Here is a 13,253-nt window from a genome sequence, read left to right as displayed (position 1 = left end):
AAAAAAATGCCTTATGTTAGTGAGCGACCAATTTGAAGGTATTTTTCTCTTCGTTCTTGTTTAAGAACTTGACCATCTTTTCCAGCCATATCTCTTAAAGCCTCTGAAATAACCTCACCCGTTGCATCAATGGCAATCTCTTTGGCGCGATGTGCCCCTCCTAAAGGCTCTGAAATAATACCATCAATAATCTCTAAGCGATACAAATCTTGAGCAGTAATACGCATATTCATTGCAGCATCTTTTGCACGAGCTGGATCACGCCATAAAATAGAAGCAGCTCCTTCTGGAGAAATAACAGAGTAAATCGCATGTTCCAACATATAAACTTTATTGGCAGCCGCAATTGCTATTGCCCCGCCTGAGCCACCTTCTCCAATAACAACCGAGACAACAGGAACCTTCAAACGTAAAGTTGCAGCTGTTGATTGAGCAATTGCTTCTGCTTGCCCACGTTCTTCAGCGCTTACACCAGGGTAAGCACCCGCCGTATCAACGAAAGTGAGAAGAGGCAAACCAAAGCGGTCAGCCATTTCCATAATACGTACAGCTTTACGATATCCTTCTGGACGTGCAGAACCAAAATTATAGCGCAAACGCGTTTGTGTATCATGACCTTTTTCTTGACCGATATAAGCAACTGCTTCTCCTTTAAAGCGTGCAAACCCGGCTTGAATAGCCTCATCTTCAGCAAACTTGCGATCTCCTGCCAAAGGTGTCATATCACTCAATAGGCGTTTAGAGTAGTCCATAAAATGAGGACGATCAGGATGACGAGCGACTTGTGTTTTCTGCCACGGCGATAATTTTCTATAAATATCGTGCAATGCCGTTTGGGAACGTTTTTCAAGACGAGCAATCTCATCACTCATATCAAGACTGCCTTTTTCCTGAAAAATCTTTTTTAATTCAAGAATTTTCCCATCGAGATCAGCAACTGGTTTTTCAAAATCAAGATAATTATGCATTGTACCAACTCATTCAGTATCACTTATATTATAAAGTATTTTTCAAAAACATCACCTTTTCTTTAACGAGCCTTTTGCCCATCAGCAAGCGGATGATGCTCACTGACTAAACGATAAAGCCCTTCTTCCAACACATGGGTATAAATCTGAGTAGTAGAAATATCAGAATGACCTAATAAATGTTGAACAGCTCGCAAATCTGCCCCATTTTGCAAAAGATGGCTAGCAAAAGCGTGGCGCAACATATGGGGAGAAAAGTGATTACTTTTTATTCCAGCTCTTTTAGCAAGACTTTTCAATTCCCTTGCAACAACTTGACGCGCAATATACCCTGTTTCTGAATGCGCTGGAAAAAGATAAGGAGTTTTCGCATCTTTTCCTTGATCACGCAAATCCAACCACTGTAAAAGAACTTGATATGCTTTTTTTGATAATAGCACCATTCGTTCTCTCTTTCCCTTACCGCAAACCAAAATACTGTATGATTTCCCCCGCACAGCCTGAACTGGCAGACTCACCAACTCACTAATGCGTAATCCTGTTGCATAAAGCATTTCACTCAACAGCTGAAGACGCAATGCACGCAGATAATTCTTAGACCCATAAACAGCTTGATTAACCTCCAATTGCGCCGAATCAAGAAATTTTGTCACCACATCTTCACTGATAATTTTAGGCAAAGGACGCCGTTGACGAGGTGCATCAATATCATTGGAAGGATCATCTTCTCTTAGTCCTTCTGCATAAAGAAACTGATAAAATTGACGCAATGTCGATAAACGACGTGCTTGTGAAGATGCAGCAAAACCAAATGTATGCATAAGCGACAAAAGGCCAATTAAATCTTTCTTTTGTGCTGAAAGGAGCGCAACAGAATACGAAGATAATTCGTCTTGCGCCCACTGTAAATCATGTTGATAAGCTGCAAGTGTATGGGCAGAAGCGCCTCGTTCAGCACTCATCATTTCAAGAAAACGCTCTATCACCATATTATTTTTCATTAATCCATTCTCAAGGAAAGACTCAGTGAATCCAAAGGGACATCCACAGACATATCCACCGTTACGGGCTCAACAAAAATCACAAGAATGATCATTATACTAAAAAGAATAGTAAGCAAAATAGCAAGAATCATCAAAAATCTGGTCAATGTTGGCATAAAACAATAAACTTTTTCAAAATACTCTATCTCTTATTCTACTTTATAAAGATTAACAGGAATTGACTTTAAAGCAGATAAATGCCGAAATAAGCTATGAAAAATAATCGACCTCATCCTCTCCCCCTGTCACAAATAAAAAGACAAATCTTATCATCTATCGACAACCAAGCTCTTGTGTTTGTTGGTCTCATGGGAGCAGGAAAATCAGTCATCGGAAAACGTATTGCTAACATGCTTGGTTTACCCTTTTATGATTCTGATCAAGAAATCGAAAAAGCAGCACAAATGTCTATCAAAGAAATCTTTCAAATTTACGGAGAAGCGGAATTTCGTATTCTTGAACAGCGTATTATTCTCAATCTCATAAAAAAACGTCCTCTTGTTTTAGCAACAGGTGGCGGCGCTTATATGAATCAAGATACACGACAAGCCATCCATCAAAATGGAATATCCATCTGGCTGAAAGTAGATCTTGATATCCTTATGCAACGAGTTTCTAAGCGTCCAACACGCCCCCTTCTTCAAACAGCAAATCCTAAAGAAACGATGCAAAAACTCATGGAACAGCGTTATCCTATCTATGCAAAAGCAAACTTAACAATTAACAGTTATAAAGAAAGTCCCTACAGCTTGGCAAAAAATGTCATACGATCTTTACAGCACTACCTCCATACGGAAAAATAACAACAGAAAGAACAAGCATGAAAGTCAAAACCGTCACCGTTAAATTGAACACGCACTGTTATGATATCATCATTGGTCCAAATCTTATCGCACAAGCTGCTTTACAGATTAATCATTCTTTTAAGCAGAAAGATTTTCATCAAACACGTTTGGCAATTGTTACAGATACAAATGTCGCATCTCTCCATTTAGATTCGCTACAAGCAGAGTTAACAAAAAATAAAATTCACACTGTCCCTATTATTGTAGAAGCAGGAGAACAATCAAAATCATTTTCAACCCTGCAAGTTGTCATCGATAAAATTCTTGCTACGCATTTAGAAAGAGGTGATTGTGTTATAGCTTTTGGCGGTGGTGTCATTGGCGATCTAGCAGGATTTGCAGCAAGTATGATCCGCCGTGGTATGAATTTTATTCAAATGCCCACAACACTTCTTGCACAAATTGATTCCTCTGTTGGTGGAAAAACGGGCATCAACAGTCGATATGGCAAAAATCTTATTGGTGCTTTTTATCAACCGCAATGTGTTATTGCTGACACGTGTGTCCTTGATACCCTACCACTGCGTGAATTTCGTGCTGGTTACGCAGAAATGGTAAAATATGGACTCATTAACCAGCCTGATTTTTTTGAATGGCTTGAAAAAAATGGACAAGAAATTTTTTCTAATGGCCCTCTACGAACAGAAGCCATTGTTCGCTCATGCCAATTTAAAGCTGCCATTATAGCACATGACGAATACGAAACAGGCGAGCGCGCACTCTTAAACCTCGGTCATACATTTGGACACATGCTTGAAACAGCAACCGCTTATGACTCAAAGCGTTTAATTCACGGTGAAGCTGTAGCAATTGGAATAGTTCTTGCACACCAATTCTCTGCGCAACTGAATTTAATAGACTCCACACTCATAAATCGTATCGAAGTACACCTTAAAGCCATAGGGTTACCTACGCGATTAAAGGATATCCCAGGAGGTCTACCAAATGCTGAAGCTTTAATGACTCTCATTGCCCAAGATAAAAAAGTTTCACAAAATAATTTGACGTTCATTTTAACACGCGGGCTTGGTCAATCATTTATTGCAAAAAATGTTCCATCAGATGCAGTTTTATCCTTTTTGGAACAAAAATTAACAGAAATTCGTTAATTCATATTGAATATAATTGATTCGTTTTTATACTTCTATTAAAGGAATAAATATGATGATGTCTGCGTAGCTCAGCAGGATAGAGCACAGGATTCCTAAAGGAATTGGGCATTTTGAAGAGAAATCTTTAAAATGGATTTGCTCAAATTCGGGGAAAGCTTCATGGGTAACTATATGCCAATCCCGAGCCAAGCCTCTTTCCACATGAGAGGAAGGTGTAGAGACTGAACGGGCAGCACCTAAAAAGCACAAGCTTCAAGGTGAAGAGACAGTCCAGACCACGAACAGCTTATAAGGCTGGCGGTGAAAACCGAAGTGGTATGAATCCTGGGGTCGCAGGTTCGAATCCTGCCGTGGACACCATCATGCTAAGACAAATTACTTTTCATATAGGGAAGCATTATGAAAAAAACTCTACGTATTTTAGGATTTTTTTCCTCTTTATTATTTTTCAATGTAAGCTGTGCTTTGGCTGCTTCTTTAATTATTGAGGTATCAGACAATCCAGAAACAGAAACCATAACCTATCAATGTAATATGGGAGCGAATAAAGAACGCATTGAAGCAACCTATCACAACGCTGATAATATTTCATTGGTTAGTTTCAAATGGAAAGGCGATCGTATTATCGCAGCTAATGTTATTGCTGCTTCTGGAGCAAAATATGTGGGGGAGCAATATATTTGGTGGGAAAAAAATAAAGAAGTAACTCTTTACGATCTTATTCAAGACCCAGAAGAAAAAAATCCCATCCTCTGTAAGGATGAATCACTGTTATTATTTTAAATAACTAAGGAAATATCATGAAAAAAGCTTTTATTATAGGATTTTTTGCTGCTTTAAGCTTATCGCTGTTCAGTTCACTCAATGCCTTTGCTGGCTCTTTAGTGATTGAAGTACCAGATGATCCAGAGCCAACAACAGAAATTGTTTCCTATCAATGTGATACAGGCACAAGTAAAGAGCATATTGAAGTAACCTATCTCAATGCTGGTAACATTTCGCTTGTTGATTTCAAGTGGAACGGAAAACGTATCATCGCTTCTCGAAGCATAAATGCTTCTGGAGTAAAATATATGGGAGGATCCTATATATGGTGGACAAAAGGAGATGAAGCCACGCTTTCTGATCTTATTAATGATCCAGAAGGAAAAAATCTCATTCAATGTGTAGAAGAACAAAAAACAGAATAAAAAAAGCTCACTGCGTTTCAAAAATCGCTCTGGCTCGTATCACATAATATTTCTTCTGAAGCAGATGTTTGTTCTTCAATCTGACGTGATAAAAGAGCCAGCGGTTTTTCTAATTTGTTTCTTGCATAATGTCGATAAGCAGCTGCTTGTGAGACGAGCATAGAAGCAACAGGTATTGTTACAAGTAAAAAAATCATCAATAAAAATTCATGAAAAACAAAATGATGATCTACAAAAATCGAATAAAGAAATGATGCAACAAGAACACTGCCAGCGCCCCAGCTTGTACTCAATGAAAGCATATGTAAACGTTTATAAAAAGTGGGAAGGCGCACCAGCCCTATCATTCCAATTAATGTGAGACCAGAGCCTAATATCAAAAAAAATGTAACAGCAATAGCAACAACAAGCGATACATCATCATTCATTCAATAATCTCTCCTCGCATTAAGAATTTTGCCAACGCAATACTTGATACAGGTCCCAATAATCCAATAATGAGAGCTGCAACAAAATAAATGGTTGTTCCTGAACGGATATCAAATGTAAGAAACAAAAGAATAGTAATTATATAAAGGGCATCCAAACCAACAATCCGATCTTGTGCCCGTGGACCACGAATCAACCGAAACAGTGCAAGAATCATGGACAAACTTAAAAAAAACTGTGAAACGTAAAGCCCCCAATAAAGGATCACCATACTCATTAAAAAATCTCCAAAAGTAATTGCTCATAGCGTTTTTTGATCAATTGTTGGTAATCATATCCATTTTTAAAATTTAAGACATGAAGCAAAAGTTCACTATTCTTTCTACTATAGGCAATCCAAGCAGTCCCTGGAGTTGCTGAAAGAATACATGCTAAAACAGCTAAAGCTGTACGACTTTCAAGTGAAATGGGCACCACAATAAAACCAGATTGATGTTTTCGAAATTTTTTGGTTAAAATAAAGTAAGCTACTGCGATATTTGACACGATAGAATCGATAAACACGCGAAAAGACAATTGCAAAACAGCACGCCAACTTTTAATTTTTATCTTTTCCGACTCAAGAAGTCTCATCATCCATCCCCCAAACACAGCAATGATAAACCCTAAAAGCAATTGGCCGAAACTAAAACCATTTAAAATCAGCCACATAAAAACAATTGCTACGCTAGAAAAAGAATAACAATATTTCACCGGTTCATCCCCTTATTTTCAAGAGAAAAATCATCTAAAACGCTTCTGATATAATTTTGAGGTTCATACAAAGTTTTGGCTGTTTCAAGCATATAACGACTAATAGGACCAGCAACAATTGTAATAAGAAAACACAAAGCAATGAGCGCAGTAACAGAGGCAAATTCAATCACTTGCACCCGTGGAATCTTCTCTTCAAGAGAAACCCAAAAAGTCCGAATACCCGTTCTGGTCATTGCAATCAAAGCAGCAAAACTAGATAGAGTAACAAAAGTTATAAAAAGCCAATCATGATAAACGGGTAAAGCAGTAGAAAGATTTTCTCTACTATGATTTAAGAGTGCCACGAACATCATAAATTTAGCAACAAAACCAGAAAAAGGTGGTAGACCAATAATCAAAAGTGCACAAAGCCCAAAACAAGCTCCAAGAATTGCCAAATTTACCGGTAAATACGTCCCCACTTCATCTTCTTCTTGCTCTTCATCGTCACCATAAACCTCCATTGTAACCGTCAAAACATTTGCTGCTACATCTTGACAACGTTCCACCAATTCCACCAAAAGAAAAAAAGCACCAAGAGCCAAAGTTGAGGAAATAATATAAAAGAGTGCCCCTGCAATCAGGGCTGTATTGCCAATTCCAATCGCTGTCAACAATGTGCCAGAAGAGACTAAAACACTATAAGCCACCAAACGTACTAAAACTTGGCTTGCCAACACCCCAATAAAACCAAAAGCCATAGTGGCAAGGCCACCGTAAAACAAAACCATTTGACCAAAATGGCTAAAATGTCCACTTTCAGGTCCAAACCATAGCAATGTTAAACGTAGAATAATATAAATACCCACCTTGCTTAAAAGTGCAAAAGAAGCTCCAACGGGCGCGACTGCTGCACTGTAAGTTGGCATCAACCAAAAATTCAATGGCCAGATCCCTGCTTTTAACAAGAAAGTAATTCCCAAAAGAGCTGCACCTATTTCAAATAAAATCACATCACTAGAGGCTATATATTTTATTTTTACAGCCAAATCGGCCATATTGAGCGTGCCTACGATTCCATAAATGAGTGCCGCACCAATGAGAAAAAACAATGAAGCAACCAGATTAATCACGACATAATGCAATCCTGCACGCACACGTAACGGACCAGAGCCATGCAACGCAAGCCCATAAGAAGCTGTTAACATCACTTCGAAAAATACAAATAAATTAAATAAATCACCTGTCAAAAAAGCGCCATTTATTCCCACCATAAAAAATTGCATCAATGACTGAAAATGAGGACCTGCTTTATACCAATATGCTCGTGCAAAAATCAATGCTGCAGTAATCAATAGACTAGAAAGTAAAAGCATCATAGCGCTTAAACGATCCAACACTAAAACAATACCGAAAGGGGAAGACCAATTCCCAAGCCGATAAACATCTAAAGCTGGCGCAACTTCAAGAGTGCGTCTCACCAATAAAGCAGACACAACAACTAACACAGCAGCAGAAAAGATACTTATGAGTGATTTCAATTTTGAACGACGTTCATCATAGAAAAGGAGAAGTGCTCCTGTACTTAACGGCAAAAGAATAGGAAAAATAAGAAGGTGATGCACGCAAGCTCCCATCACTGTACCTCACGTCCATCAACGTGATCTGAGCCTGTTAAACCGCGCGAAACCAGAAGGATAACCAAAAATAAAGCTGTCGTTGCAAAACCGATCACAATCGCAGTTAAAACCAAAGCCTGAGGAAGAGGATCCACATAATTTGCTGTATTAATCACCGTAGTAGGATCAACAATTGGGGCAGCATTACTGCGGGGTCTACTTATTGCAAGCATGAAAAGATTAACACCATAGGAGATCAAAGACAAACCAAGAATGACTTGAAAAGTTCTGGGGCGCAAAATGAGCCAAATTCCAGATCCCACCAGAACACCAATAGCCAAAGAAAGAATAATTTCCATTAATTTTCCTTCTCTTTCAAAGCAGGTTTTTTACCGATTCGGTAACTACGAATTGATTGATGCGCAAGTGCAATTAAAATGAGAACTGTTGCTCCCAAGACAAGAGAAAACACACCAAAATCAAATAAAAAAGCAGATGCTATAGGCACCTTTCCAATCAACGGCACATGAATATATTGGAAAAATGATGTTAAAAAAGGATACCCAAAAAATAAAGCCCCTATTCCCGTTAGAGCCGATAATAACAAGCCAAAACCCATCCAACGTAGCGGCAAAACTTTCAAATGGTTTTCTACCCAATGAATATCGCGTGCAAGATATTGTAAAATAAATCCTATCGCTAAAGTCACTCCCCCGACAAATCCTCCTCCTGGAAGATCATGCCCTCGTACGAATAAGTAAAAAGAAAAAGCAATAATAACAGAAAAGAGCCATCCCATAATAGCAGAAGGAATAGCGAGATAATTCAACACTGTATCCCCTACATTTCGATCTGGCTGTGCCTTATCAAAAGCTTCCTGAATACGTTGTTGAAACGGTGCATCAATACTTTCAGGAGCAGGGCGGAATCGACGCAAAAGGGCAAAGACAGTCAGCGAAACAACCCCCAAAACCACAACTTCTCCCATAGTATCAAAACCACGGAAATCAACCAACAATACATTCACAACATTGCGACCACCAGCACCAGAATAAGCATTTTCCAGAAAAAAGTTAGAAACAGTCGTCCCTTGAGGGCGTGTCATCACCGCAAAAGATAACCATGAAACACCTGCACCTCCCATAATTGCTATGATGAAATCACGAGCACGACGTAAACGTACTCCAAAATGAACAGACGTTGGCGCAGAATTATACACACGCTTAGGCAACCAACGCAAACCAAGCAATAATAAGACAGTTGTCACCACCTCAACAACCAATTGCGTTATTGCCAAATCGGGTGCAGAAAGCCATAAAAAGGTTGCGCAAGTCATCAAACCTGCTCCCCCCAATAGCATGAGTGATGCAAGGCGATGAAACTTTGCTTGCCAAGCGACTAAAATAGCACATAATCCACCGACTAACCAAAGAGCAAGAAAAGGAATATCAAGTGGGAAAAGTGGTAATCCTCCTGCGACAATTAAACCATCACACCAAAGCAAAGAACCAACAAAAATAAAACACACACCAAAGATCCAATGCAACTGTATTTGCAAACGACGTGTTGACAAAACAGCTTCCACCGCACGCGCCCATTTCCAAGAAAGAATCACAAGAATGCGTTCAAAAATACGTGTTCCTTTCAAGTGACGAAAAAAGGGCGCTCCATCATCACAAGATAAGAAATAACGTCGCCCAGCAATATAAAGCAATCCGCCTCCTAATAAAGCCACTAAGCTCATCACTAATGGTGTATTAAACCCATGCCAAACAGCCAAACTATAAGAGATTGTCATTGGTCCTAAAACAGATACAACAGCATTATCTAAAATAGGTCCTATTGTTAAATTAGGAAAAATACCAACTGCCAAACAAATAAACACTAAAAGCTCGATTGGCAAACGCATAAAATGCGGTGGTTCATGGGGAGTTTTGGGTAATTTGTCTGGTTTTGGTCCCCAAAAGACACCATGAATAAAACGTATAGAATATGTCACACTAAAAAGGCTAGCGAGTGTTGCTACATAAGGAGCAATCCAATCGAGCCATGATTCCATATGCGTTTCAACAGCTTCAGCAAAAAACATTTCTTTTGATAAAAAACCATTAAGCAAAGGAACACCAGCCATCGCTGCACTTGCGACTAAAGCAAGAGTTGCTGTAATGGGCATAGAGCGATAAAGTCCTGTCAGTTTACGCATATCACGTGTCCCAGTTTCGTGATCAATAATGCCAGCAGCCATAAATAAAGAAGCTTTAAAAGTAGCATGATTAGCCATATGAAAAATCGCTGCAACACATGCAAGGGGACTTCCAAGACTTAAAAGCGTGGTAATCAATCCAAGATGACTAATCGTTGAGTAAGCAAGCAATCCCTTTAAATCTTGCTGAAACATAGAAAAATAAGCGCCAAGAAGAAGTGTTGAGAGTCCTGAAAAGCCAACCAGCCAAAACCAAGACTCCGTCCCAGAAAGCACGGGCCATAAACGAACCAACAAAAACAATCCTGCTTTCACCATCGTTGCCGAATGCAAATAAGCCGATACAGGTGTTGGAGCAGCCATCGCATTGGGCAACCAAAAATGAAAAGGAAACTGTGCACTTTTTGTTAATCCACCCAATAAGATACAAATAAGAGCAGGGCAATAAAGCGAACTTGACCGGATCATATCTCCAGACTGCAAAATCTTATCCAGATCAAAACTACCAACGATATAGCCAATCAATAAAACCCCAATAAAAAGGGTAAATCCACCAAAACCTGTAATCGTTAAAGCCATACGCGCCCCTTCACGCGCACTAGCATTATGATACCAATAGCCAATCAATAAAAAAGAAAAAATACTGGTAAGTTCCCAGAAAATAACTAAAAAAACGAGATTACCTGATAAAACAATTCCTGTCATAGACCCCATAAATGCCAGAAAAAAAGAAAAAAATCGTGGTACAGAATCTGCCGGATTCATATAATAACGCGCATAAACAACGATAAGCAGCCCAATTCCTGTAATGAGTAAGCAAAAAAGCCATGACAAACCATCCATTCGAAGGATTAAATCTCCTCCCCATGCTGGAAGCCAAGAAATATCTAAACGTATAGTGTGATTTTCACGAACCGACGGATAAAGCATGATTGTAAAAAGAAGACTAAAAAGAGCAATGCTTCCAGCAAACCACGCTTCATTATTTTTTGCTGTCGAACGAAAAAAACCAATAACAGAACTTCCACCAAAAGGAAGCAAAACGAGCAATATTAACATTGCTTCCCGTATTGTCATTCTTTCAGCTCCATACTGCTCTTAATATTTTATCATCGACAAAACAAAAATTTATATTTTCACACCCCCCATTCTACACTTCATGATAATAAGATTTAATAAAACTTAAAAGCATTTAAATTTTTCAAAAAACAATATTCCATGAAAATACTACGCACCGCACAAGCTTTCCCTTTAATTGTAAGAACAATAACGCTCACGACAAGAAGCAATTAAAATTTTATTTAATAATTTCTATCCTTTAAAAAAGCGCGATAAACACTGTTTACGAGCCCCATGAAAAGGCTGAAAACTATTATCATTTTTATTATAAGAGCGATAACGCGCACGACAAGATTCAATATGTTGTTTAAGCATCCATGGCTCTTTTTTTTCTAATTTTTCTGAATAAGACGTCAAAAACGTCCTTTTAGCATCTGACACAACTTTTAATGATGCGTCTTTTGCGCTTAAATGCGGTGATGCAACAAATGCTGTTTCAGGATACCACCAATTATCTTTATACTTAATATAACCACGCCGATAATTATGATAACCCTTAAAACCATTAAGTTCTCTACGTCCCGTAAAAATCAAAGGCACCGAACTCTCTTGGATAGATGTCTGAAAAGTCGATTTTGCTTTAGCATCACTTCTATTTTGCACCAAATTAACAAGCGTAGTTGTTATAATGAAAAAACTGCAAAAAAATACAAAAGCCAGAGCATAATATAATTTTTTTTTCATACGCATAACGCAAAACTCAAAATAATAAACGACACTAGGTACAGAGAAAGCCTTTCTCTTGCTAGACAGAAACAGATTCTTTTCTTAAAATTCTTTTTTATTGAGACATTCTGTTACTCTTTGTACTAAACGTTTATCTTAGCAATAAGATCCTTCAAAAAAGAATGAATGAATGATGATAAAAACCCCCTATTATCTTATAGATAAATTGAAGCTCATTAAAAATATGCAAACGATTTTTCGTTTACGGGAAATGTCAGGAGCAAAAGTTTTGCTTGCCTTGAAATGTTTTGCCACATGGAGTGTTTTTGATTTAATGTCCGAATTCATGGATGGAACCACATCATCATCCCTTTATGAACTGCGTTTAGGAAGAGAAAAATTTGGCAAAGAAACTCATGCCTATTCAGTTGCTTGGGCAGATCATGAAATTGACGAAGCCTGTGGTTATGCAGATAAAATTATCTTTAACTCAATCCAACAACTTCAACGCTTTTCTGATGCAACAAAAACCATTCAACGAGGTTTAAGATTAAATCCAGGAATGAGTGCATCGAATTTTGATCTTGCCAATCCATCTCGTCCCTTTAGTCGCTTAGGAGAAACAAATCCAAATGCTATTAAAGAAGTTTTGCCACTCATCAACGGTTTGATGATCCATAACAATTGTGAAAATGCTGATTTTAATCTTTTTAACCAAATGCTTGAGCATATGGAAGAGAAGTTTTCAGAACTTTTTTCTGCTGTTGACTGGATAAGCCTTGGCGGTGGAATCCACTTTACAGCTGAAAGTTATCCTCTAGAAGCTTTTGCAGAACGCTTAAAACATTTTTCCAAAACTCATGGTGTCACTGTTTTTCTAGAACCAGGAGAAGCCGCTATCACCAAAAGTACTACCTTAGAGGTCAGCGTTCTTGATACATTGTATAACCAAAAAAATCTTGCCATCGTTGACAGCTCTATTGAAGCACATATGCTTGACCTTCTCGTTTATCGTGAAAATGCCAAATTAGAACCCAATAAAGGAAAGCACGAAATTATGATCTGCGGAAAATCTTGTCTTGCCGGCGATATTTTTGGAACATTTCAGTTTCCAGAACTTCTTAAAATAGGGGATAAACTATCTTTCCAAGATGCAGCAGGTTATACAATGGTCAAGAAAAACTGGTTTAATGGCATTACAATGCCTGCTATTGTTCTAAAAGAGTGCGATGGCACACTAACACTGCAACGTCAGTTTAGCTATAACGACTATCAGGAAAGTCTTTCATAAAGATAACCATAAAAAACATCATATAACAGTATT

13 protein-coding genes and 1 pseudogene are annotated in these 13,253 nt (G+C 38.3%); 5 read left to right on the top strand and 9 right to left on the bottom strand.

Translation table 11 applies throughout. The annotated features are described in order from the left end of the window. Positions 1-11: 11 nt before the first annotated feature. Positions 12-968 (bottom strand): acetyl-CoA carboxylase carboxyltransferase subunit alpha, encoded by a 957-nt coding sequence (locus MCY_RS01325; RefSeq protein ID WP_007346570.1) that lies wholly within the window; start codon positions 966-968, stop codon positions 12-14. Between the two features lie 62 nt (positions 969-1,030). Continuing rightward, positions 1,031-1,969, bottom strand: coding sequence for a site-specific tyrosine recombinase XerD (locus MCY_RS01320; RefSeq protein ID WP_007346569.1), 939 nt, complete (start codon positions 1,967-1,969; stop codon positions 1,031-1,033). A gap of 254 nt (positions 1,970-2,223) precedes the next feature. Here MCY_RS01320 and MCY_RS09380 point away from each other — a divergent pair. The 4 genes and pseudogenes from MCY_RS09380 (at position 2,224) to MCY_RS01300 (ending at position 5,158) form a co-directional block, all read left to right on the top strand. Then, positions 2,224-2,857, top strand: a pseudogene (locus MCY_RS09380) (shikimate kinase). Continuing rightward, positions 2,832-3,965, top strand: coding sequence for a 3-dehydroquinate synthase (gene aroB, locus MCY_RS01310; protein ID WP_007346567.1), 1,134 nt, complete (start codon positions 2,832-2,834; stop codon positions 3,963-3,965). Before MCY_RS09380 ends, aroB begins: the two are co-directional and overlap by 26 nt. A 402-nt stretch (positions 3,966-4,367) precedes the next feature. Further along, positions 4,368-4,751 carry an MliC family protein gene (locus MCY_RS01305; RefSeq protein ID WP_007346566.1) on the top strand — a complete coding sequence of 128 codons (384 nt, stop codon included), beginning with the start codon at positions 4,368-4,370 and terminating at the stop codon, positions 4,749-4,751. Between the two features lie 17 nt (positions 4,752-4,768). Next, complete coding sequence (locus MCY_RS01300) at positions 4,769-5,158, top strand: MliC family protein (RefSeq protein WP_007346565.1); 390 nt, start codon at positions 4,769-4,771, stop codon at positions 5,156-5,158. 17 nt (positions 5,159-5,175) lie between these two features. Here MCY_RS01300 and mnhG read toward each other — a convergent pair whose 3' ends face one another. The 7 genes from mnhG to MCY_RS01265 all read right to left on the bottom strand — a co-directional run bounded on the left by mnhG (position 5,176) and on the right by MCY_RS01265 (position 11,953). After that, positions 5,176-5,586 (bottom strand): monovalent cation/H(+) antiporter subunit G, encoded by a 411-nt coding sequence (gene mnhG, locus MCY_RS01295; protein WP_007346564.1) that lies wholly within the window; start codon positions 5,584-5,586, stop codon positions 5,176-5,178. Then, positions 5,583-5,864: a K+/H+ antiporter subunit F gene (locus MCY_RS01290; RefSeq protein WP_007346563.1), complete on the bottom strand. Its 282-nt coding sequence runs from the start codon at positions 5,862-5,864 to the stop codon at positions 5,583-5,585. Before MCY_RS01290 ends, mnhG begins: the two co-directional genes overlap by 4 nt. Further along, positions 5,864-6,340 carry a Na+/H+ antiporter subunit E gene (locus MCY_RS01285; protein WP_007346562.1) on the bottom strand — a complete coding sequence of 159 codons (477 nt, stop codon included), beginning with the start codon at positions 6,338-6,340 and terminating at the stop codon, positions 5,864-5,866. Before MCY_RS01285 ends, MCY_RS01290 begins: the two co-directional genes overlap by 1 nt. Beyond that, positions 6,337-7,959: a monovalent cation/H+ antiporter subunit D gene (locus tag MCY_RS01280; RefSeq protein ID WP_007346561.1), complete on the bottom strand. Its 1,623-nt coding sequence runs from the start codon at positions 7,957-7,959 to the stop codon at positions 6,337-6,339. The genes MCY_RS01285 and MCY_RS01280 overlap by 4 nt, the downstream gene beginning before the upstream one ends. Beyond that, positions 7,959-8,300, bottom strand: coding sequence for a Na+/H+ antiporter subunit C (locus MCY_RS01275; RefSeq protein ID WP_007346560.1), 342 nt, complete (start codon positions 8,298-8,300; stop codon positions 7,959-7,961). Before MCY_RS01275 ends, MCY_RS01280 begins: the two co-directional genes overlap by 1 nt. Continuing rightward, positions 8,300-11,221, bottom strand: coding sequence for a monovalent cation/H+ antiporter subunit A (locus tag MCY_RS01270; protein WP_007346559.1), 2,922 nt, complete (start codon positions 11,219-11,221; stop codon positions 8,300-8,302). The genes MCY_RS01275 and MCY_RS01270 overlap by 1 nt, the downstream gene beginning before the upstream one ends. Before the next feature lie 234 nt (positions 11,222-11,455). Beyond that, on the bottom strand, positions 11,456-11,953 hold the full coding sequence (locus MCY_RS01265; RefSeq protein WP_007346558.1) for a BA14K family protein: 498 nt from the start codon (positions 11,951-11,953) through the stop codon (positions 11,456-11,458). Positions 11,954-12,122: 169 nt separating this feature from the next. On the opposite strand from MCY_RS01265, the gene MCY_RS01260 reads away from it, so the two are divergent. Then, complete coding sequence (locus tag MCY_RS01260; protein ID WP_007346557.1) at positions 12,123-13,220, top strand: carboxynorspermidine decarboxylase; 1,098 nt, start codon at positions 12,123-12,125, stop codon at positions 13,218-13,220. The last annotated feature ends 33 nt before the right edge of the window (positions 13,221-13,253 follow it).

The sequence above is a fragment of the Bartonella rattimassiliensis 15908 genome (assembly GCF_000278215.1).
Lineage (GTDB): Bacteria > Pseudomonadota > Alphaproteobacteria > Rhizobiales > Rhizobiaceae > Bartonella > Bartonella rattimassiliensis.
This window is presented reverse-complemented; position numbering and strand designations above follow the sequence as displayed.